The 20,692-nt window shown below is 40.7% G+C and carries 25 protein-coding genes; 6 read left to right on the forward strand and 19 right to left on the reverse strand.

Translation table 11 applies throughout. From position 1 onward, the window contains the following. Positions 1–32 precede the first annotated feature (32 nt). The 5 genes from QM454_RS01560 to QM454_RS01580 form a co-directional block, all read right to left on the reverse strand. Entirely contained in the window at positions 33–1,541 is a 1,509-nt protein-coding gene (locus tag QM454_RS01560; RefSeq protein WP_432360710.1) for a coproporphyrinogen III oxidase, read from the reverse strand. A gap of 171 nt (positions 1,542–1,712) precedes the next feature. After that, positions 1,713–2,063: a YlbF family regulator gene (locus QM454_RS01565; protein WP_432360713.1), complete on the reverse strand. Its 351-nt coding sequence runs from the start codon at positions 2,061–2,063 to the stop codon at positions 1,713–1,715. Positions 2,064–2,075: 12 nt separating this feature from the next. Beyond that, entirely contained in the window at positions 2,076–3,224 is a 1,149-nt protein-coding gene (locus QM454_RS01570; protein WP_432360716.1) for a DUF445 domain-containing protein, read from the reverse strand. 123 nt (positions 3,225–3,347) lie between these two features. Next, entirely contained in the window at positions 3,348–3,998 is a 651-nt protein-coding gene (locus QM454_RS01575) for a glyoxalase (protein ID WP_432360717.1), read from the reverse strand. 2 nt (positions 3,999–4,000) lie between these two features. Then, complete coding sequence (locus tag QM454_RS01580; protein ID WP_432360720.1) at positions 4,001–4,291, reverse strand: hypothetical protein; 291 nt, start codon at positions 4,289–4,291, stop codon at positions 4,001–4,003. Between the two features lie 149 nt (positions 4,292–4,440). Here QM454_RS01580 and QM454_RS01585 point away from each other — a divergent pair, with 149 nt between their 5' ends. After that, positions 4,441–5,220 carry an ABC transporter substrate-binding protein gene (locus QM454_RS01585; protein ID WP_432360722.1) on the forward strand — a complete coding sequence of 260 codons (780 nt, stop codon included), beginning with the start codon at positions 4,441–4,443 and terminating at the stop codon, positions 5,218–5,220. A gap of 42 nt (positions 5,221–5,262) precedes the next feature. On the opposite strand, the gene QM454_RS01590 is transcribed toward QM454_RS01585, so the two are convergent. Beyond that, the gene (locus tag QM454_RS01590) at positions 5,263–5,673 is read right to left on the reverse strand and encodes a ferritin-like domain-containing protein (RefSeq protein WP_432360725.1); all 411 of its coding nucleotides are present in this window, start codon (positions 5,671–5,673) and stop codon (positions 5,263–5,265) included. Positions 5,674–5,727: 54 nt separating this feature from the next. Between QM454_RS01590 and QM454_RS01595 the strand changes: the two genes are divergently transcribed. Next, complete coding sequence (locus tag QM454_RS01595) at positions 5,728–5,931, forward strand: YheE family protein (protein ID WP_432360728.1); 204 nt, start codon at positions 5,728–5,730, stop codon at positions 5,929–5,931. 47 nt (positions 5,932–5,978) lie between these two features. Beyond that, positions 5,979–6,131, forward strand: coding sequence for a hypothetical protein (locus QM454_RS01600; protein WP_432360730.1), 153 nt, complete (start codon positions 5,979–5,981; stop codon positions 6,129–6,131). Positions 6,132–6,358: 227 nt separating this feature from the next. Here QM454_RS01600 and QM454_RS01605 read toward each other — a convergent pair whose 3' ends face one another. The 8 genes from QM454_RS01605 to QM454_RS01640 form a co-directional block, all read right to left on the reverse strand. Beyond that, positions 6,359–6,841, reverse strand: a complete 483-nt coding sequence (locus QM454_RS01605) for a hypothetical protein (protein WP_432360733.1) — start codon at positions 6,839–6,841, stop codon at positions 6,359–6,361. Beyond that, complete coding sequence (locus QM454_RS01610; protein ID WP_432360735.1) at positions 6,838–7,044, reverse strand: helix-turn-helix transcriptional regulator; 207 nt, start codon at positions 7,042–7,044, stop codon at positions 6,838–6,840. The genes QM454_RS01605 and QM454_RS01610 overlap by 4 nt, the downstream gene beginning before the upstream one ends. Before the next feature lie 422 nt (positions 7,045–7,466). Beyond that, positions 7,467–7,994, reverse strand: a complete 528-nt coding sequence (locus QM454_RS01615; protein ID WP_432360738.1) for a hypothetical protein — start codon at positions 7,992–7,994, stop codon at positions 7,467–7,469. Positions 7,995–8,042: 48 nt separating this feature from the next. Further along, complete coding sequence (locus QM454_RS01620; RefSeq protein WP_432360741.1) at positions 8,043–8,306, reverse strand: hypothetical protein; 264 nt, start codon at positions 8,304–8,306, stop codon at positions 8,043–8,045. A gap of 166 nt (positions 8,307–8,472) precedes the next feature. Then, the gene (locus QM454_RS01625) at positions 8,473–8,853 is read right to left on the reverse strand and encodes a hypothetical protein (RefSeq protein WP_432360744.1); all 381 of its coding nucleotides are present in this window, start codon (positions 8,851–8,853) and stop codon (positions 8,473–8,475) included. Between the two features lie 103 nt (positions 8,854–8,956). Next, positions 8,957–9,403: an NUDIX hydrolase gene (locus tag QM454_RS01630; protein WP_432360747.1), complete on the reverse strand. Its 447-nt coding sequence runs from the start codon at positions 9,401–9,403 to the stop codon at positions 8,957–8,959. Positions 9,404–9,943: 540 nt separating this feature from the next. Continuing rightward, positions 9,944–10,693, reverse strand: coding sequence for a hypothetical protein (locus tag QM454_RS01635; protein ID WP_432360749.1), 750 nt, complete (start codon positions 10,691–10,693; stop codon positions 9,944–9,946). 293 nt (positions 10,694–10,986) lie between these two features. Further along, positions 10,987–12,246 (reverse strand): MFS transporter, encoded by a 1,260-nt coding sequence (locus tag QM454_RS01640; protein ID WP_432360752.1) that lies wholly within the window; start codon positions 12,244–12,246, stop codon positions 10,987–10,989. Between the two features lie 247 nt (positions 12,247–12,493). On the opposite strand from QM454_RS01640, the gene QM454_RS01645 reads away from it, so the two are divergent. Beyond that, positions 12,494–12,901: a DUF3221 domain-containing protein gene (locus QM454_RS01645; protein WP_432360755.1), complete on the forward strand. Its 408-nt coding sequence runs from the start codon at positions 12,494–12,496 to the stop codon at positions 12,899–12,901. Between the two features lie 117 nt (positions 12,902–13,018). On the opposite strand, the gene QM454_RS01650 is transcribed toward QM454_RS01645, so the two are convergent. Then, the gene (locus QM454_RS01650) at positions 13,019–13,240 is read right to left on the reverse strand and encodes a transcription initiation factor TFIIIB (RefSeq protein ID WP_432360757.1); all 222 of its coding nucleotides are present in this window, start codon (positions 13,238–13,240) and stop codon (positions 13,019–13,021) included. 175 nt (positions 13,241–13,415) lie between these two features. Here QM454_RS01650 and QM454_RS01655 point away from each other — a divergent pair, with 175 nt between their 5' ends. Next, a complete protein-coding gene (locus tag QM454_RS01655) occupies positions 13,416–13,697 on the forward strand; it encodes a hypothetical protein (protein WP_432360759.1) in 282 nt (93 codons plus the stop codon). Positions 13,698–13,871: 174 nt separating this feature from the next. On the opposite strand, the gene QM454_RS01660 is transcribed toward QM454_RS01655, so the two are convergent. After that, positions 13,872–15,050 carry an IS256 family transposase gene (locus QM454_RS01660; protein ID WP_432357191.1) on the reverse strand — a complete coding sequence of 393 codons (1,179 nt, stop codon included), beginning with the start codon at positions 15,048–15,050 and terminating at the stop codon, positions 13,872–13,874. A 93-nt stretch (positions 15,051–15,143) separates the two neighbouring features. On the opposite strand from QM454_RS01660, the gene QM454_RS01665 reads away from it, so the two are divergent. Then, positions 15,144–15,272, forward strand: coding sequence for a hypothetical protein (locus QM454_RS01665; protein WP_432360761.1), 129 nt, complete (start codon positions 15,144–15,146; stop codon positions 15,270–15,272). A gap of 56 nt (positions 15,273–15,328) precedes the next feature. On the opposite strand, the gene QM454_RS01670 is transcribed toward QM454_RS01665, so the two are convergent. The 3 genes from QM454_RS01670 to chrA all read right to left on the reverse strand — a co-directional run bounded on the left by QM454_RS01670 (position 15,329) and on the right by chrA (position 20,554). After that, positions 15,329–17,092 carry an ABC transporter ATP-binding protein gene (locus tag QM454_RS01670; protein WP_432360764.1) on the reverse strand — a complete coding sequence of 588 codons (1,764 nt, stop codon included), beginning with the start codon at positions 17,090–17,092 and terminating at the stop codon, positions 15,329–15,331. 1 nt (position 17,093) lies between these two features. Beyond that, complete coding sequence (locus QM454_RS01675) at positions 17,094–18,833, reverse strand: ABC transporter ATP-binding protein (protein ID WP_432360767.1); 1,740 nt, start codon at positions 18,831–18,833, stop codon at positions 17,094–17,096. Between the two features lie 539 nt (positions 18,834–19,372). Then, positions 19,373–20,554, reverse strand: coding sequence for a chromate efflux transporter (gene chrA, locus QM454_RS01680; RefSeq protein ID WP_432360770.1), 1,182 nt, complete (start codon positions 20,552–20,554; stop codon positions 19,373–19,375). Positions 20,555–20,692: the final 138 nt, after the last annotated feature.

Here is a 20,692-nt window from a genome sequence, read left to right on the forward strand (position 1 = left end):
CCTTTATTAATTGAAAAAACCTTGACACATTTCTAAGCGTCAAGGTCGACTTGAGGGAAAATCCTTTCAAGATGTTCAATTTTCTTCTCGATATAATCTTCAAACGTAAGGATATAAGCAGCAGGATCTTTCGGATTGTGGAATTGCGTAATCTTGCCGGTTGCTGGATCCATGAACTTACTTGATGCACCACAACCGATTCCGATGATCGTTTGCACTTCTTCCATAATGATAATATTGTATAAGCTTTCTTCTCCCGGCTTCGCGTACCCGACATTTTCCAAGTTGCCGAGGATGTTTTTTTGACGGTACAAATAGTAAGGAACATAGCCGTTTTCCTTCGTCCATCGCTCACCCATCTTCATCATCTGTTCAACCGTTTCTCGATCTGCCACTTTATATTTCTCTTTATTCCGTGTCATCTCAGAAGCCCGTTTGAATGATAGCGTATGAACGGTTAGCGATTCTGGTTGCATTTTCTCCGTTTCATCAAGCGAATGGCGGAATTCTTCAAGCCCTTCATTCGGCAAGCCGATGATCAGATCCATATTAATGTTTTTCAACCCCATGTTGCGAGACAGCCAAAATTTATCGATCGTTTCTTGGACGGTATGGTGTCTGCCGATTGCTTTCAACGTTTCATCCGTATACGACTGCGGGTTAACACTAATCCGGTCGATTCCCCATTTTTTCAGGACTTCGATTTTTGCAGGTGTAATTGTATCTGGACGTCCAGCTTCGACGGTTACTTCCCTCACTTCTTTCATATGTGGGAATGAATTGTACATCGTTTCATAGAGGGCATCCATTTCATCCGCTTCGATGGACGTCGGCGTCCCTCCGCCAAAATAGATTGTCGTAATTTTGATGTTCCGCTCCGTCAACCATTTCCCAATTTCACGGATTTCTTCATGCAATCCGTCGAGAAACGATTCGACCCGGCCATTTCTCCGACGAATCGCGTACGCCGGAAACGTGCAGTATGCACATTTCGTCGGACAAAACGGAATGCCGATGTAGATGCTCACATCGTTTTGAATTTGGTGTAAATCCGGGATTGCCCCTAGCTGCACACGTTCAATCGTTGCCAACAGCTCACTTTTCTCTTCCGAAATTCGATGTTTTTCCATTAAGAGACGTTTCGCCTCGTCGACGCTATGTCCTAGCTGGCGATACTTATGAAAAAGTTTCATCGGACGGATACCAGTGAGAATTCCCCACGATTGCTTCATTCCAGTGAGCTGCTCTAAAACTTCAAGGAAGACGTGGGAATAAATCCGTTTCAGCTGACGCATCTCAGTTTCCGAACCGTCTGTTGTCACTTGTTCAGAAAACGTGGAGCTAAATTCATTGCCATTATGCGTTAAATAGGCGTTGGCAACAATTGTTGTACCGTCTTTATTTATGGAAAGATCGATAAGGATGCCTTCATCTTCGGTGTCTGTAGTGACTTTTGATTGCTCGAAAAAAAGGTTGGCAAGATGGGTGAACATCCGTATCCAATCTTGTTCAAATGATTTTGTTAGAATTATTTTTCGCATGTTCTTCTACCAACTTTCATTATTGCTCTCAACGCTACGCTTTTGCTCCCTTAGGGTCGCAGAAAATATTGCTCCCTTAGGGTCGCAGAAGACCTCTGTTCGCAAAAGCCGTTCTTCGTAACGGCTTTGACTACCTGAAATAATAACATAAAAAAACCGGCTAAGCCGGTTTTATTGCATTGATTCATACATTTCCTGAACCGGTTTCATTAAGACGCGGTTCACTTCTTCAATTAGGCCGCTCAGATTCATTTCGGCTTGAAGCATTTGCATAATTTTTTCATTTTGTTGAGCCAATTGCGCTGTTTTTTGTGCATACTCTAATTCTTCATGCGCAATTTCTTCGCCTTGCATTTGCTTTTGTTGAAGGTCCATTTGGATTTTACGGAAGCTCTTGAACAGTTCTAACGCCTGCTCATCGTTCTTCACTTCCTCAATCGCGTTTTTCACCTCTGCATATTCGGCAGTTTTCCGAAGTGTAGATTCCAATTTGTTTAAGTCATCATAAATATTTACAGTCATTAGTTATTCCCCCTACGAGTAGTTTGTGAAAAAGACAATCAATCCTTGCACGATTCCGATGATACCACCTAAAAACGCACCAAGGACAGTGATCATTTTGAATTCGCGCCTTGAAATACCTAGAACGAGATCTTCCAGTACAGAAACTGGGAATGAATCGACCTGTTCCTTAACAATTTCGTCAAGCTTTAACTTTTTCAATGATTGTTCCAGCTGCTTTTGGGCTTGATCAAAAGCGAATTGCGTAACTTTTGGTGTCAAGTTTTCCGCAGTCCATTCGGAACCCGCCGGCCAGTAATCTTGAATTGTTTTATCCAGACGCGAGTTCATCGCTAATTCTTTGTTAGCATATGCTTTAATGGATGTGAAAAGTCCATCCCAATTGAAGCCGGCAAGCAATTCCGCCATCGGACGTTTTTGCAGCTTCGTAAATTCCTTATCAATTAATGAATGTAAGAGATTGTAAGTGCCTGGCGCATTAATGAATTTCAACGCCTCCCGCTGCACCTTCACGACGAGAGAACTGGAATCGCCGAAGAACATGTTCAACATGCCGCCAAGCGTCCCTTTCGACTCAAGGAAATCATTAATTAATTTTTGGAACATCACTTTACCTTCATCGGAATCGACAAATTGCTCGGATTGCTTCAAGATATAGTTTGTCATTTCAGGAATATGTGCTCTCGCCCGCTCCTGCCAATCCAATGGAACAATTTCTTCAATCGTGCCTGACGTCAATTTTGTACGCGCGCTCATTAGCTGGGCATCAATTAGTGAATCGAGTTTTTGTTCCGCCTTGTCCACAATGTCAGTTGCTCCCGCCACTTGCAGCCAATCATGCAACGTCTTGTCCGATTGAAGAACGTGCTCTTCAAGCTTACTCTGGAAGAAGGCTTCCGCTTTTCTTTCCATTTCAGGCGTCAATAATTTGTTGCGCAATACGTCGGGAGTGACTAAGTAGTTTGTAACCGTCCTCCCCAGTTGTACGGCAAGTTCGTCACGCCGTTTTGGAATTAACCCTGGTGTGAATGGAAGACGCCAGCTTCCGATATATTTTGCCTCATGGGGCCTGAACAACATTTTAATCGCCAAATGGTTTGTAAATCCGCCAATTACTGCCCCAATAACAGCCATAAATAACAACGTCCATATGAAATCCATCGCTTCACCTTATTTCTCATTCATTCGGTTTCAATTATAACAGAAGGAGTTCAAATGGAAAAAACATTCGATGCCAGTACATAAATCAAGCCGATTGCATAGTTGCAACCGGCTTCATGTTATTTATTGAGATGAAAGTTTTCCTTCCTCATTTAATTTAATAGTTGTCTCATTCCACGTTAGTTCAAGCGGATATAATTCAGACACCTTTTTTGAAAAATACCAGCGGCGGCCTAGCGGAACGAGGACGATGAATGCATCTCCACGTCCAAGGAAGTTTAGCTCATCTGGCTCCACTTCAATCCCGTCGCGCAGCGGAATTCCGAGGTCTTGCAGCTCGTCGCCGACTTCAACGATGTGTGGTGTCGCCATTCCAATCTCGCTTAAACTCAAGAACGATTCTTTTGTTAGATCACCAAATAGATCACGTTTTCTTCGACCGATTAATTCAACAATATTGCCGACCGGGTCTTCGAAATACATTGAATCCGCGTCAAAGCTTGGAAAATATACTTCATCCCGTCCTTCTTCACGGTTTAGCGTAATGCGGTCCGTTATCCAATATTTCATCATGGAAAATTGATTGCCCGGAATGTTGATGGCGAAATGATAGAAAGCCGGTTCGTCCGACTTTTTGAATGTAAGATGAGATTCACCGATCCGAACTGTGAAGTGCTCAGCTGTTGACTCGGTCATATCGAGTTCCAACACGTTGCCGTAAAAACGTCGTAATGCTTTTAGATTGTTTGTATACAATGTTGCGGACTTAATCATCTTCACTTTTCCCCTATCTCTACATCTTTATTTATTTTGTTCAGACCTTTGTATATTAATAAAAGTAAAGCGTATATAAGTAATGCCCCGAATACTAGATTCCATAGGTGGAAGAATACATCTCCGAAATTGTTCGGTTGAAATAGTTCGGATGCAAACGTAACGGTAGATTTTCCATTGTACTCTATCCATGCTAATGGCCATCCGAATCCATATTCAGTTCGTGGAAGGATAAATGCAGAAGCAACCACAATGATTACGCTCAATGCAAACATCTTTTTGTATTTCAACATAGACTTTTCCCTCCTCTAATGGGAACTCCTTCATTACTATCTTACCACATCAACTAATTCGTCGGCTGACTTTTCTGTCAGTTGAAGATAAAATGAATGATAATACTCCTGGAATCGGAGATTTTTCTAGAAAGGAATGAAACTACGTTTTGAATAAAACAGTAATTGATAAAGTCGGAAGAAGTGTCACATATAAGTTTCCGCCAAAACGAATCGTCTCTTTGTGCCCTGGTATTACAGACACATTATTAGCACTTAATCTTGAGGATGAACTTGTCGGGAGAACTCGTTTTTGTATCCATCCAAAAGGAAAGGTCGAAAATGTACCGGCTGTTGCAGGTACAAAAGACATAAAGTTGCAAGCAATCCAAGACGTACAACCGGACCTTATCATTGTCGAGAAAGAGGAAAATACGAAAGAAATCGTCGAAGAACTGGAAAAACACTTCCCTGTCTATGTCGCAGAAGTCCAATCAGTGGATGATGCATTCCGGATGATTGAGGATATAGGAAGCTTAACGGATCGGAGCGAAGCCGCCGTAAGATTATTTAACTCTATTCAAGAGCAATTTAAGTCACTGCCTAAAGCTACCGGGAAACGGGTTGCTTACGTCATTTGGCGGAAGCCTTATATGGTCGTTGGGAAAGATACATATATCAATTCGCTATTAGACAGGATGGGATTCATTAATCCATTCACTAAAGCAGACAGCAGGTACCCGGCCGTCACAGTGGATGAATTTCAACAAGCGGAACTCGATTATGTTTTGCTAGCATCTGAGCCCTTTCCGTTTAAAGAAAAGCATTTCAAAGAGTTTTTGGACATGATGCCAGGCACTGAACCAATCTTAGTCGACGGGGAAATGTTCTGGTATGGACCAAGGATGCTAGAAGCTGCCCGTTATTTTCAAAGGCATCTCACTTTATAGAAAAAACACGGGATCATCGTAAAGATGGTCTCGTGTTTGAATTTATTTCAATGAATTATAAATCGTCGACATTCGGATTGCATGTTCCATTTCATCATGCATGGCGATAAATACTGGATTATATGCTTGCTGAAAAGGAATCGTCAATAACATTTCCTTATACATTTCTACCCCATCCAACTCACCGACAAGCGCTTGTTTGACACACTGCTTGAAGTTATAACACGGAATCGGCTTCTTCGGATTTTGTACAAACGTCCCCGTCATCATATAATAGAGTTGTTGAAACATTTCGTAATGACTTTTTTCATCCTCATATGCATGCTGGATGAAATCCCGCCAAAGCGGATCGTCTGTTTTCTCATACATCGACTTGTAAAAATAGTAGTCTTTGTATTCGCCTTCGATGGCCTGCTTTAATTTATCGACAAACACGTCAGCACCCTTTCGCATCTTTTGTACACTTTATGCGGACGGGCGCTTGTCTATGAAAGGAGTAATAAGAAGATGCTTCAGCATTTCAGCTATAAACCAATGTTTGCAGGCGGCAGTTTGCCCGGTTGGACGTTTTCATTTTTTCATCAAAATGATCGCTTCACCGGAGACTACAAGCCGGACGGCACAATCGTTTGGACCGGCGAAACGCCAACGGACGAAGAAAACGTCAAAAAAATGATTCACGAACTAATGACATTTCACGTATATGAATGAAGGAATCTTTTCCGTGCATACTATCCCTCGATAAGGAGGCGATGGATGTGGATAAGGAAAAGACCCCTGAACAATTAAGGAAAGAAAAAGAACAGTTGAAAGTGCAAAACCAGAAAACCGAAAACGTCTTTGAGGATAAAAGTCGGGTACCTGAAGAGCAGAATGCTTGGAAAGAAACTCAATATAAACGAGGGGAATAACAAAAGCGCTCAGGATTGAGCGCTTTTTTGGTGAAATATTATACTGTCCTTATTGAACTTAGGCACCTGTTAGCTCAATAAGGAAATCAATAAAATGGAGCTGCTTCTATACTCTCTTGGATAAATCGAACCAAGAAGAGTATCAAATGATTCATTAGAAATAAAGATCTTGATCGAATAAATGAAAAAGTTGCACCTAGTAATAAATTACTCGGTGCAGACTCTTGTTATTTGTTAAATTCAAGACACCATGCTATAGCATAAGCAACACTTGATGCAATAATTATTGCCGCGAATAAATAGATAGGGAAAGAAGGATGATGATAAGTGTAATTTGTAGTGGTAAACATAACCAACATTGCAATTACTGCAGCCAATGAGAGGGTAACATGCGAAGCTCTGGTTGCTTTATTAGTAATGAGTAGTTCCCGTTCATCTGAATCTTGAAATTCTCCAAATTTTATTAGTAAATCTAACTTCTTTCTCGGTTTTAATTTCTTTGACATCACCATATAGACGAGGATCAGAAGGAAACATAATGCAAATGGGAACAGGTTAAATTCCAAGTCAACTGGCATGAATTGACCTTCAGCCAATGCTCGATCGAATTCATCGATTAACCAAACGTTTTCATAAGCAAATGCCACCGCATACGCAAATACACCTATAATAATGATTTTGCTAACACTTTCAAATATCACGACCTTCACTTGCCATCCTCCTTGAAAAAGACATTTTCTATTGGCTCCTCAAATACTTCCGCAACATTCATCGCAAGTAATAGCGATGGTACATAGGTTCCTTTCTCCAACGATATGATGGTCTGTCGTGTTACACCTACTTTCTCAGACAAGTCCTTTTGCGTAAGGTTTGACCTTGCCCTCAGCTCTTTTATTCGATTCTTAATCTCCATTTCTTTCCTCCTTTATCTCTATCTCAAATGTAAAGAACTTCTTACAAAAAGTAAAGCCCTTTTTACATTTTTAGTGTTGGGAATATGAAAGACAATAATACACTCATAGAGAATAAACGCTATGACAAAGATAATAGTTGATTTAAAATGCACATAAAAAAATGAGCTGGAAAATGTCTCCGCGCTCATTTTACTTCGGTGTTTTTTTTACTAAAGCACCCGTTAGTAAAATATTAAGTTTATCTCAAACCCAAGCCTGAAAAATTTGATCTATTTCTATTTTGAGTGCTTCATCATCCAATTCCTCATCAATATCGAATTCTTTAAAAGTAAATGTTTTTGTTGCCCTGTACCTTCATATTTTGTGCTCTTATGAACGATTCGCCACTTTCTTGGGAAAGTGACACCTCAAATCATTCGTTCTAGGGCATTGACGCCTGCACAGCATTCTGTTTAAAACCTTCACCATACAAGTACGAATCAATAACTTCAACATGACTTGGATAATGGCCAGTATCTCCATCAACTCTAAATTTTAATAAGAGATATCCGCCTGATATTCTATCGCCAAACGGCATAAATGCCCATTCATGTGTAAGTATTTGTGCTTTCTCCTGTATAAACTCCATTCCGCCCGCTATGGATTCATAAGGGATCAAATGTGAATACTTCATAAGCTCTATGATTACATCTTCTTTTGTGCCTGTGTAACCTATTAGTTGTAGTTCATCGTAAGAATATATTGGGAAGTCCTTTGCTGCATCTTCGATCATTTGAAGATCGTTCATAGCTGTACTTAGTTGTTCCTCTAAACTAGAATTCTCTTCTAAAGTTTTATTGATCATACGAGCGTTTTCTTCTAGTATCTTATGATAATTCAGATTATTATACATTAACACGCAAACAGTTATTGACAGTAAAATAATTAGCGTATTTTTAATTATTCGCAAAGTCATTCCTTCTCTCTATTATTAGTAGGGACGCTATGGAAATCTTACTCAACCCTTGAACATTGATAACTGTTTCATGGAGAGCCCATAACAATTCTCCTCTTGTATAAGAAGTATGTTGCTAACTTTCCTAGCCCCTTGCAAGCCAGCTATTTTCAAATCTAATTCTAATTCCTCTTTAACTTCTGATAATCTTGCTATTTCTTGTTTTAATTGTTCATTTTCTTGTTTTAGATAATTCTCAGAACCATTATTAGAACATCCACTCATGGTCAACATAGAAAGTATGATAATCGTATATATATATTTCATAGACACACTTCCATTTTGAATACTCAGAATTCTCATTTGCCATTCGTACGACTTGTTAGTTGAATAAGAAAACAGAGCACTCTAATCAGCTCTATGATCTTCAACTAAAGCACCGGTTATTTCAGGTAGAATACTTCACAAACTTTAGTTTTTTTCACTGAAATTATCATTTTCTTTTGATTTTAAGCGTTTTAGCAAATGCATAACCATTTAATCCTAGTGATGCAAAAATTACATAGCATTTATAATTATTCTTTTGTAAGTATTTTACGAGGTCATTCGTATCATTGTACCGAATCGGCCAATCAAATGATTTACGGGACTCTAATTCTTCTCTGTTCTCCACGAAAAATCTATTCAAATCTACTTCTTCAATATCAAATAAAATACTTCCTGCCATTACATAATCGAAATAATGTGCTAAGTAATTCTCGAATCTAACAGTTACAATTTCATCTGCCACCGTTTTAATATCTAATAGTAATTCATTTTCTAGAAAACTTACTGAGTACCCAACTAACACACCATCGTGAATAGATATTGTCATTCAATTCTTCCTTTTAACTGTAGTATTGTATGAAAAAGAAATTAGAATACCTATGGCAGTCACATGATACTTCACTAAAACACCCCGTTAGTTTATTAAGGAATCACCCATAAGTCTTTTCTCTTTTGATATGTTTAATAATATTGTTGCCCGAAACAATAATATCCAATATTCCCTCTGGATAAAATGGTCTTTCGCTTAATTGAGAAATTGTACGCCAAACAAGCTTTACTTTTGGATGCTCTTTATGCAAAAGATAATTCATTGCATTTTTATTACTTGAACACCAATGGATTAAGGTGCAATCATGCCTTCTCTTCCCATTATACTGAATAATACTTTCACTAATACAAGCAAGTTGGCCAATGTTCAAAGCTAAATCAAATTCTTCAATTAGCTCCCTTTTAATAGCTTCACTTGCTGTTTCGCCGAATTCTATACTTCCACCCGGAAGACGGTAAAAACTTTCATCAAAATCACATTGCACAAGAATTTCTGTCTTATCTTTATTAACGATAATCGCTTCAGCCCTTAACAAAGGTACATTCACATAACCAGCTCCTTGATTGTTGTATAATCACCTTCTACCTTTCTATTCAAAAACCCTTCTTCAACTAAACTGCCGCGTTAGTTGAACAAGGAAGCGTTATGCTTACTGTTTAGTTTTTTTGTCGAATCCACTAAACAAAATCCCTATCCCAAACAAGATAATTCCTAATCAAAAACAATATTGATAAAAAATCGAATCTACAAAACCTAATTTATATACTAAGCCGATCAAACTCAATAGAATACCAATCATTATTAAGATATTTGAAGTAGGTCTCATAATTTTCATTGAATTCATCCTTTAAGTATTTATAACTTTTGTTATTTCGATTTCTTTTTGGATTTTAATACCCTGAATAATTGTTAAGTTGCACTTTCTCCTAGTTTTCTTATTGCGCGGATCAATCTTACAAAAAAACTTCTTGTTTAACTAAACTGCCGTGTTAGTTCAATAAGAACATTGAGCCGTCATAGAGCCGATGTCCTTCAAGTAAAGCACCCGTTCGTTTAAAAAGACAACCCGTACCCTACAAATCAAAGATTAGTTCTCTGATATTAATCTCACAAATTCAGCAAAACTTGGGAAAGAGTCCGAATCAGGAATTTCGTTATAATAATAATTTTTAAAAACTCCAACTATATCTAATTGACCATCCTCAGGTAACGTATCTAATTTGTCACCTAATGATTTTCTTAGGTCTTCACCATTTCTAATATCAAAGAAAATACCTCCGTTTTCAAATTGCCAGAGTGTATGTGGTATGGCCTCTAAATTCTCATTGACTATAAAGGAATAATTACTACCTTGACGAATAATAGAGCCTTTAACTTCAAATTCACCAGTGAATTTTATAAAATAAGCTGTTGCGTCATTAATTGCCTCCGTTTTTATATCTGAAACGATTAAATTAGCTATTTGGTTATTCGTTTTTACTTGATCAGGTGAAAAGATATTTATAGTATCAGCGATGGTACGATTATTCGAAACGGGAAAAGTTAATACCCTCTGATAACGATGAATTAATTCTTTTTGCCTTTCATTTTCGAATTGTAATGAAGTTATTTTACTAGTTAATTGATCACTTTTCCTAGACCCTTCCAAGCCAGCTATTTTCAAATCTAATTCTAATTCCTCTTTAACTTCTAATAATCTTGCCATTTCTTGCTTTAATTGCTCATTTTCTTGCATTAATTGTTCATTTTCTTGTTTTAGATAATTCTCAGAACCATTATTAGAACATCCACTCATGATCAATATAGAAAGTATGATAATCGTATATATATATTTCATAGACACCCTCCCGTTTAAAGTAATCATAATTTTCATTATCCACTCGTGCGACTTGTTAGTTGAATAAGAAAAAAGAGCCGTCTAATCAGCTCTATGATCTTCAACTAAAGCACTCATAGTATCCTCCTTTAAATTACTAATTCGATTTACTTCTATAAACTTCTCGATCAAAATTTTACATATATTAACTTATTCAACACAATCGCAAAAAAACCTTTCTCTACAACAAAACTGCTCCTTTAGTTGAACAAGAAAAAAGAGCCGTCTAAGCAGCTCATCACTCTACGCTTTTGTTAATCGCTAGCTAACTTCCTTCTGCCAAAAATGAAATAGTAATAGACACAAGATATGATATACAGCACTGCCGTGATCGTGAATGCATACGCATACCCCCAGTAGGAGCCTTTCGCTACAACTAATCCTGTCGCAACACTTCCCATTGTCGCCCAACCTAGGCTGAACACCATCTGGTTCATCGAGTTGGCTAGTCCTTTATATTTATCCGACACGACTTCCATCGCGACGGCACTTTGGATCGGATTACCGGCATTCATAAGCGCCTGCCTAAGCAGAAATCCTAGTGACGCCAACCATAATGATGTCGTATACGCAGTCAATAAAAGGAACGGGATCGATAACACTTGGAATAAAATAAGCGCCTTCACCTTACCAATTTTCCGTGAAAGTGCAGGCCCAATCATCGCCGCCACTGCTGTCATAGCTGATCCTAAAGAGAGCACAAAACCGATATAAGAATTACTTGCATCGAACCGATTGGCAAAATACAAATTCAAATACGGTACAACCAAACCTGAACCTAAACCGATTAGCAAACTTGCGAATGAAAAATGAAAGATAACAATGAGATTCCGTTTAAAACTATCCTCATCGGTCGAAATTTCTTCACCATTCTTCTTTTTCATCTCAGCTGTCTCTATTGGTTTATCTCGTAATTTAAATAAAGGAATTAAACCGATTGTAAAAATGGTTGCCCCTAAAAGAAGTGCATATCGTATCGCTTCCGCTGCACTAATCTTGAAAACAGTTTCCAACACATCCGCGATAATTCCGCCTGCTAAACTACCGATAACATTTGCGATTGTTATAATGGCAAAATTGACACTGAATAGCTTTACCCTTTCTGAAGGAGATGAATTTTCCGCAAGAAACGGGATGCCCGATACTTGAACGAACGCCATGAATAAACCAGTCAAAAACGCCGCCGTAATAATCGGAGTTTCCGCAACTGCAATCCCCCGATAGAAAAGTGTCGTCACCGTCAATACGGCTCCCCCGACAATCATCCATTTACGACCGAACTTATCACTTAAAAATCCTGCAGGGACGAGCATGATTGCAGAAGCCAATGCGGTCATGGAAATAACTCTTCCATTAACCGTTTCCGGCATTCCGAGCTCCCGGACGTACAAATTGTACATAACCATGAAAACGCCCATTCCTATCTGGATAAGCGCATTACCTATGATAAAAAGCCTGATATTGCGATTGAAAGAAGAAAATTTGCGTCCCCATTCAGTGAACCATTTCATCATAACTCCAACTTTCCGTGACAAATACTTCGATACACTAAATATACGTGTTTACGAAATATTTCGCAATGGAATTTTCATTATAATCAAACCTTTGGAAAGGAAAAAAGTAGTCCTTTATTTAATAGCGAGGCTTCTAGGTTGTTCTACTTAATTTATTATTAATCTACAGCATTATTATTTACATTATTTAGTAGTATAATAAATGTTGCAAATACTCATTTGTCACTTGTTTCGAGGAGGTTTTAATTTGGTTAAGAATCCACAATATAAAAGAATACTGTTAGCTTGTTCACTAGTTTTCATATTAATTGTGGCACTTAACGCCACTCTCCCTCCAAAAAGTATATCTATTGAGTTGGCAGAACTTCCTGATCACTACATGGTGATCGAAGGGTATGTAGTTTCTAAACGGATTGATTCTATTTGGCTGACAGAAGAGCCGATTAGTTTTATTGGAAGAGTTTCGGGTTCTGTTAGAGGCTATGGTGCTAGTAGTATTAATATCTCTAAAAATAAGGACTTCGAGAAGAAAATTAATTTCAGACAACTTAAGATAAACCAAAAAGTACGCGTTTATTGTGATTCTGTAAGAGAGTCTTATCCACCGAAAACCGAAGCATTCTATATTGAGTTAATCGAGGAGAATAACGATTAACCTTAGTATTTTGATGTCTTAGATGAAAAGCGTATATGAGAACTACAAACTCTCATGTACGCTTTATTATTGATAGGATTTAAACTCCTGCGTGATTAATCCATGCAATTTAACCCTCTAATTACCACGGATATAATCACTTACAGTCTTTTTAAATGCTGCAGGCTTTTCCACATAACTGCCGATGACCCATCCGCAATCCGTGCAGATTAAAAGTACTAGACTATGATTGAATCCCATTCTCTCGTAAGGAGTTACACCAGCATATCCAGATTGCTTACCTCTGCCTATTTCACGGCTGTCGCATTTCGGACATTCCACCACATTAAAATTCTTCACTATAATCTCCTCATTTCTTTTTTATAGCTGATATATTTTCTGAACAGTCTCTCATTCTATTTACGAGTCGGCACCGATAAAGTTTCAACTAACTTGGCGAGAGCGGATCGTTTTGAGCGCGAGACAGCTCACTTTGAGCACAGAGCGACTTGCTTTGAGCGCGAAGTGACCTACTTTGAGCGTGGAACGACACGCTTTGAGCGCGGAGCGGCCCACTTTGAGCGCGGAGCGACTTGCTTTGAGCGCGGAGTGGCACGCTTTGAGCGCGGAACCACTCGCTTTGGACGCGCAACCACTCGCTTTGGACGCGCAACCGCCTACTTTGGACGCGCAACCGCTCGCTTTGGACGCGCAACCACTCGCTTTGGACGCGCAGCCGCTCACTTTGGACGCGCAACCGCCTACTTTGGACGCGCAACCGCCTACTACTTTGGGTACCGTCAAGAAGTATGTGTAAGTACAACGCAGACTGTTAAGCAGATTTTACTTGGAGGGGCGGACATGTTAGCCTTGGCAGGCGAGGCCAGCTAATTACTATAGCTGGTATCATGGCCTGTTCACATGTCCGCAGAGGCTCCATGTCAAATCTGCGGTCTACGTACAAGCATCCTTAAGATCAACCTATAAAGTTTTAATTAATATTACCGTTGCCATACCGATCACTAAACATCTCCATTAAGGCAGTATGAGCCGAAGCAAATTCAGAACTCATCCTTTTACCCCATTTTTCGTTGTAGTCTTGCGCGACTAAATAGACTATTTTTTCGACAGCTTTTTCACTTGGCAAACTGTTCATAGTCTTGGTGCGTTTTTTTATTTCCTTTATAGTTCTTTCGATAATATTGGTTGTATAGATTTGGCTTTGAATAACTTTGGGATAAGACATGAATGTAAGTAAAACACCAAGATCCTCTTCCCAGGATTGGACCACTTTCGGATACCCTTTCTTCCACTTTTCTCTAAAGTCTTCGAAGGACCTAAGCGCGTCTTCCTTAGTAAGTGCCCGATAAACTTTCTTCAAGTCTGTCATAATGGGCTCCTTGTCCTTCTTACGAACAGAAGAAATAACATTTCTCACTTTATGAACCACGCAGCGCTGCACATCTGCCAGTGGATAGACCTCTTTAAACGCCTGTTCCAGACCAGATAATCCATCGAAAACACCAAGCAATACTTCTTCTAACCCACGGCTTTTGAGACTGGTCAAAATGTTTTTCCAGCCTACTGCACTTTCATTTCCACCCACAAAGAAATCTACGATTTCTCTATAACCATCGTCCCTGACTCCAACAATGACATATACAACCTCGCTTGCAACGTCTTGCCGGCGGAGCTTTAGGTAGGTGCCGTCCAAATAAAGCACAGAATATCTATTGTGAAGTGAGCGTTGTTGCCATTCCAAAATATCTTCCATGACCACGTCCGTGATGTTACTGATCGTTGTAGCTGAGTAGTTGTTCCCCAGAATCCTTTCGATAAATTGTCCAACTTCCCGAGTGCTAAATCCGTTCTGGTACATCGTAATGATTGTTTCACCCAGCCACCTTTCACGCCTTTGGTAAGGGTCGAAAAGCTGGGTGCGGAAATGTCCCTCGCGATCTCTAGGGACTGCCAAGTCTTCTATACGGCCGTATCTTGTATCGAGCATGCGCGAATAATATCCATTCTTACTATTCTTAAGCTCAGGATGTTCTACTTCGAAGAAGTTTTTCATTTCCTCTTTCATAATTGTTTCAAGATTATCCTGGACAAATTGCTTGACTAACTCCTCCATTTGATTAGAAAACAGATTATCGATTATACTAGACATAGATAGTGCATCCTCCTTGGTTTTTGTAGTGATTAACCTTGAGGATGCCCTATCTTTTTTACGTTTACACAGACTATTGTACGTCACCCTACTTTGGACGCGCAACCGCCTACTTTGGACGCGCAACCGCCTACTTTGGACGCGCAGCCGCTCACTTTGGACGCGCAACCGCCTACTTTGGACACGAAACCGCCTACTTTGGACGCACAACCATTTCAATAAAAAAAGCTGTCACAGAAAGTCATTTTCCGACTTTCTGGACAGCCCCGACCTACAAATTAGCCAACTTTCCCATTCCCATTCCCATTCGTACCAGCTTGTAGCTTATACATCTGTGCATACTGTCCGCCGAGCGTGAGCAATTCATCATGATTGCCTTGCTCGACGATTTCACCGCGGTCTAGCACTAAAATGCGGTCCGCATTTTTAATCGTCGATAAACGGTGGGCGATAATAAACGTCGTTCGCCCCTTTTTTAATACGTCCATCGCATGTTGGATAATTTCCTCTGTTTCTGTATCGATATTGGACGTCGCTTCGTCCAATATGAGGATGGCAGGGTCAAAGGCAAGTGCACGTGCGAACGAAATGAGCTGGCGTTGCCCTGAGGAAAGCGTGCTTCCCTTCTCCACAACCGGCTCGTCAATACCGCCCGGCAAATGCTTCAACACACGGTCACCGCCGACCGCATCAAGTGCCTCCTGAACTCTTTCACGTGAAATACGTGGGTCACCAAGACTAACATTCGACTCCACAGTTCCGCTAAATAAATACGGATCCTGCAAAACGATTCCCATATGATCGCGAATTGTCTGGCGGGACATTTCCCCAATATTCTTTCCATCAATCGTAATCTTCCCTTTCGATACATCATAGAAACGGAATAACAAGTTCATGATGGAACTCTTTCCGGAGCCTGTATGGCCGACGAGCGCGACAGTCTCCCCTTGCTTCGCCTCGAAGGAAATGTCCTTTAACACATATTCCTCATCCTTATATGCGAACCATACATCCTCAAACCTGACGTTCCCCCGGTAACGAGCAATCTTTTCATCACTGACCGGCTCACCCTCGCGATCCATCAGAGTGAAGACACGCTCCGCAGCGACAAGCGAATGCTCTAAACGTGCAAACTGGTTGACAACTCCCGTAATCGGGTTGAATAGACGTGTTATATAATCGACAAACGCGTATAGCATCCCGACAGATACAACACTTTCAGCAGACAGCGATGCACCGCCGAAATACCAAATGAGAAAGACGAAAGCTAACGAACGAATAATGTCGACGAGATTATGTGACGTCGCCGCTTCAACTTTCAATAATTTACTTTGATACTTATAATGCTCGTCATTCAATTCATTGAATTCACCATCCATCTGCTTTTCCCTACGGAAAGCCTGGATGATTGTCATGCCGTTGATTGATTCATTGATCATCGCATTCATCTCACTGTTTTTGCTTCGGATAATATGGTTCACTTTTGAAGCGAACTTCCGATACAGCTTCATCCAAACGTAAAGGACTGGCAAGACGAATAGCGTAATCGCACCCATTTTCGGATCTAAATAAAATAGAGCAATGAAGATCCCGAGCATATACATGCCGCTAATCGCAAACTGTGAAACGACCGTTACATACAAATTCCGGATCGCTTCCGTATCATTTGTAATCCTCGCTACGACTTTCCCCGCCGGCAAGTTATCGAAATAGCGGATGGGCAACGTCTGAATATGCCCATACAATTCGTTCCGCATCTTCTGGATAATTCGATTAGCAGCTTTCTGTAGCAGTAAATATTGGAAGTAACGCAAGATGGCCGTCACGACTGCTAAACTGAAAAACACTGCCAATAGTTTGGCAATCGGTGTAAAATTGATTGTCTTATCGACGGATGTCGCAATATGATCATCAATGATTTTCTTCGCAATCATCGGTCCCATTAAATCTGCTGCAACTGCAACGCCGAGAAGAACAATTCCTGTAATTAATAGCTTCTTATAATCAAGCGCATACTGCACTAAACGTTTTCCGGTACTCATATTATTCAACCTCCCCGATTTGCTGGCGGTCGAATTGCTCTTTATACCATCCGTTGTTCGCAAGCAAGTCTTCGTGTGTTCCTTCTTCAATGACACGCCCATCGTCAAGCACAATGATCCAATCCGCATGTTGGATAGCGGATAGGCGGTGCGTTGTAATGATCGTCGTTTTTCCTGACCGTTCCGACTGGATGTTCTCAATAATTTTCGCTTCCGTCTTCGCATCGACTGCGGATAGCGAGTCATCGAGAATTAGGATTTCAGGGTTTTTCACAAGCGCACGTGCAATCGAAATCCGTTGCTTCTGCCCCCCTGAAAGAGCGACACCTTTTTCCCCGACAAGCGTATCAAGGCCATCCGGGAGCATCTCTAAATCTTTTTCAAAATGAGAGAGGCGGATGGTTTCCGCGATGTCTTCCTCTGTCGCTTCTGGCCTTCCAAACAGGATATTATCTCGGACTGAACGCGAGAACAGCACATGATCTTGCGGCACGTAGCCGATCCAATCGCGGACTTGATCCTTCTTTAATGATTGAAGGGCAACATCCGAGAAAACAATTTCTCCGTCCCCCATTGGATATTCACGTAAAAGCTGCTTAACGAACGTCGTTTTTCCGCTTCCCGTCTTTCCAACAATGCCAAGCGTCTGGCCTCGGTCCAATTGGAGTTTAATATGATCCAAGTTGACCGCGTGAGACATCGGATACGTGAAGCTGACATCGTTAAACCCGACACTTTCTGGCTTATCAATGTCAACCGGCACGTCAGGATCTTTCACATCCTCTTCATAATCAAGCGTCTCCATGACGCGATCCAAGGAAGCATTCCCACGTTGCAACACGTTAATTAACTCACCAATTGCAAACATCGGCCAAACAGTCATTCCTAAATAAACATTAAACGTAACAAGGTTTCCTAACGTAATTTCACCAGTTGAAACTAAAAATGCCCCATACCCGAGTCCAATCATATACGTTAATGCTGTAAGCACCTTCGTAAACGGCATGAACAGTGCATCGATCTTGACAACATGCATATTTTTCTTGTACACGTCTTCCGTCATATCCGCAAACTTTTGCTCAGAAGCACGCTCCTGTACATATGCACGGACGACCCGGACACCCGCCACGGCCTCGAGAACGTTATCATTCAGCTCCCCGAACGCCTCTTGTGCAGTCATATACCGTTCGTGAATTTTCTTTCCGAGCACTTGCAAAATGAAGGCTAAAATCGGTAACGGCAAAAGCGCCGCAAGCGTTAACTTCCAGGAGACGACAAAGCCCATCGTAATAATGAGCGTCCCTAAATACGCAGTCGAATCGACGAGCGTCATAATTCCAAATCCGGCCGTCTCTGAAATCGCGCGAAGGTCATTCGTCGAACGCGCCATCAAATCGCCTGTTTTGTTTTTCTCATAAAATGTCGGTGTCATCTTCAGGAAATGGCGCATGAGCCGCGTCCTTAATTGACGTTCAATGACATACGCCCCACCGAAAAGCTGGTACTGCCAGACAAAGTTGCCAACATACGAGAGAAGCATAATGGCAAACATTGCACCAATGAATAGAGTAAGCAATTGCGTCGTCATCGAATTCGTATAGATCGTATCAATCGCCTGCCCGATCAACCATGGAGGTAAAATAACGAGTACATTCGCCAACATTAATAGGACGAGTGCAATCGTATATCTCTTGCGATTTTCCTTGAAAAACCACTTTAGCTTAAATAAAACCGAAAACATACATTCAACCTTCTTCCTTCATTTCTTAAACTATCCACTATCTAGAGATTCCTTTTTTACTAGTTTCCGTTGCTGATTTACAATGTTCATGATCAGCGCTCCTTTCTTAACGTTTTATATATTTTACACGTCAAACGTGAAAATACCGAAAATTCGATTTAAAGACAAAAAAGCACACGCCTCCTAAAGATAAGCGTGTGCTCAAAAAATAGGGACGACGATGTCATGCCGTCCTAATACATTTCATAGAATAGAAAAAGAGCAGGTCAGCACGGAATTCATATTAAGTTGCTGTTTGATAAGAAGTACTTTTTTCATTTTCCGCACCTTCCTCACTATTTCGATTTTCGAATAATTCAACAGTACCACTGACAATTTCAATTTGTCAATACATTCCTACACAATTCTCATTAATTATTTTATATCGGCTACTGAACGACTAACCCGTTATCCCACGGCAAGTAACATATAGTACGGGAATGCCAGGAGTATTATTCCTGGCATTTTTCATTGTACGCACGAAATAAAGCCAATATGACTTACCCTATAAATAGATAGGACAGCGCTCCTAATGCAGCGGTAATAAACACAACAAGCCAAGGAGCCATCTTGTAATACATTAAAAGACCGAAAGCGATGATTGCGATCCCGAAATCTACGGCCGAACCGATTGAACTCGTGAATACAGGATCATACAATGCCGCTAGTAAAATACCGACTACTGCCGCATTCACACCTTTCAAAGCTGCTTGAATTCCGGGCTTCGAACGGATCGCAGACCAAAATGGTAATGTACCAATGACGAGTAAGAATGAAGGCAAGAACATCGCGATGACCGCGACCGCAGCTCCCGACGGTCCATTCATCAACTGGCCTAAATAGCCGGCTAACGTAAAGAGCGGTCCAGGTACAGCTTGTGCTGCCCCGTATCCAGCGATGAACGTCTCAGCATCCATCCAACCTGCCGGCACGACTTCTCGTTCTAGCATCGGTAAGACGACATGCCCTCCCCCGAAAACAATGGAACCGACACGATAGAATATGTCAAAAATCGAGATAAACGTATTTTCAATGAAAGTCCTAATCGCAGGCACTACTATGAGCAGCAGGAAAAAGATTGTCCATGCCGCCACTCCCGTCTTCTTTCCGAATGAAAGATTGATTGGTTCAGGCTTCGGTGCTTTCTCTTTTCGGTATAGCGCATACCCGACGAATCCTGCACTTATGATAATAGCAATTTGTCCAATCGCTGTAGGTATTAATAAGGTCATAATTGCTGCAATAAGAGCTAATGTTATTCTCGGCCGATCAGGAGTCAATGACTTGCTCATCCCGACTAATGCATGTGCTACGACAGCGACTGCGACAATTTTCAATCCTTTAATCCAACCGATGTCAAAAGATGCCGTCGATGAAATTAACCAAGCAAATGCCATTAACAGCAATACCGACGGCAATGTGAACCCGATCCACGAAAGAATTCCTCCGAGTAATCCTCCACGCATCAACCCAATTGCAATCCCGACTTGCGAGCTCGCAGGACCGGGCAAAAACTGGCATAACGCCACGATATCTGCATACATTTTATCGTCGAGCCACTTCTTTTTCTTCACATATTCATCCCGGAAATAACCGATATGAGCTGCAGGACCTCCGAATGACGTCAGTCCTAACAGCAATGATGTGCGTAAAATTTCAAATGCGTTTTTCTGTTTCTTCAAAACTGCACCTCCAAAACGTACTCTACCCATTATACAAAATGTAAGCAATACCATTTGTTTTTTTCTTGTAAATAATTTATTATTATCTTAACTAACCATTTTAACTTTACAGGAGGTGTGCACTTTGTTCTACCCCTC

Source organism: Sporosarcina sp. UB5 (assembly GCF_050859005.1).
In the GTDB taxonomy this organism is placed as follows: domain Bacteria; phylum Bacillota; class Bacilli; order Bacillales_A; family Planococcaceae; genus Sporosarcina.

What these genes read in the sequence shown, in the direction of transcription:
- QM454_RS01560 (WP_432360710.1), bottom strand. Translation starts at nt 1,541, where the DNA reads ATGCGAAAAATAATTCTAACAAAATCATTTGAACAAGATTGGATACGG.
- QM454_RS01565 (WP_432360713.1), bottom strand. Translation starts at nt 2,063, where the DNA reads ATGACTGTAAATATTTATGATGACTTAAACAAATTGGAATCTACACTT.
- QM454_RS01570 (WP_432360716.1), bottom strand. Translation starts at nt 3,224, where the DNA reads ATGGATTTCATATGGACGTTGTTATTTATGGCTGTTATTGGGGCAGTA.
- QM454_RS01575 (WP_432360717.1), bottom strand. Translation starts at nt 3,998, where the DNA reads ATGATTAAGTCCGCAACATTGTATACAAACAATCTAAAAGCATTACGA.
- QM454_RS01580 (WP_432360720.1), bottom strand. Translation starts at nt 4,291, where the DNA reads ATGTTGAAATACAAAAAGATGTTTGCATTGAGCGTAATCATTGTGGTT.
- QM454_RS01590 (WP_432360725.1), bottom strand. Translation starts at nt 5,673, where the DNA reads ATGCGAAAGGGTGCTGACGTGTTTGTCGATAAATTAAAGCAGGCCATC.
- QM454_RS01595 (WP_432360728.1), top strand. Translation starts at nt 5,728, where the DNA reads ATGCTTCAGCATTTCAGCTATAAACCAATGTTTGCAGGCGGCAGTTTG.
- QM454_RS01610 (WP_432360735.1), bottom strand. Translation starts at nt 7,044, where the DNA reads ATGGAGATTAAGAATCGAATAAAAGAGCTGAGGGCAAGGTCAAACCTT.
- QM454_RS01620 (WP_432360741.1), bottom strand. Translation starts at nt 8,306, where the DNA reads ATGAAATATATATATACGATTATCATACTTTCTATGTTGACCATGAGT.
- QM454_RS01625 (WP_432360744.1), bottom strand. Translation starts at nt 8,853, where the DNA reads ATGACAATATCTATTCACGATGGTGTGTTAGTTGGGTACTCAGTAAGT.
- QM454_RS01635 (WP_432360749.1), bottom strand. Translation starts at nt 10,693, where the DNA reads ATGAAATATATATATACGATTATCATACTTTCTATATTGATCATGAGT.
- QM454_RS01640 (WP_432360752.1), bottom strand. Translation starts at nt 12,246, where the DNA reads ATGATGAAATGGTTCACTGAATGGGGACGCAAATTTTCTTCTTTCAAT.
- QM454_RS01660 (WP_432357191.1), bottom strand. Translation starts at nt 15,050, where the DNA reads ATGTCTAGTATAATCGATAATCTGTTTTCTAATCAAATGGAGGAGTTA.
- QM454_RS01670 (WP_432360764.1), bottom strand. Translation starts at nt 17,092, where the DNA reads ATGAGTACCGGAAAACGTTTAGTGCAGTATGCGCTTGATTATAAGAAG.
- QM454_RS01675 (WP_432360767.1), bottom strand. Translation starts at nt 18,833, where the DNA reads ATGTTTTCGGTTTTATTTAAGCTAAAGTGGTTTTTCAAGGAAAATCGC.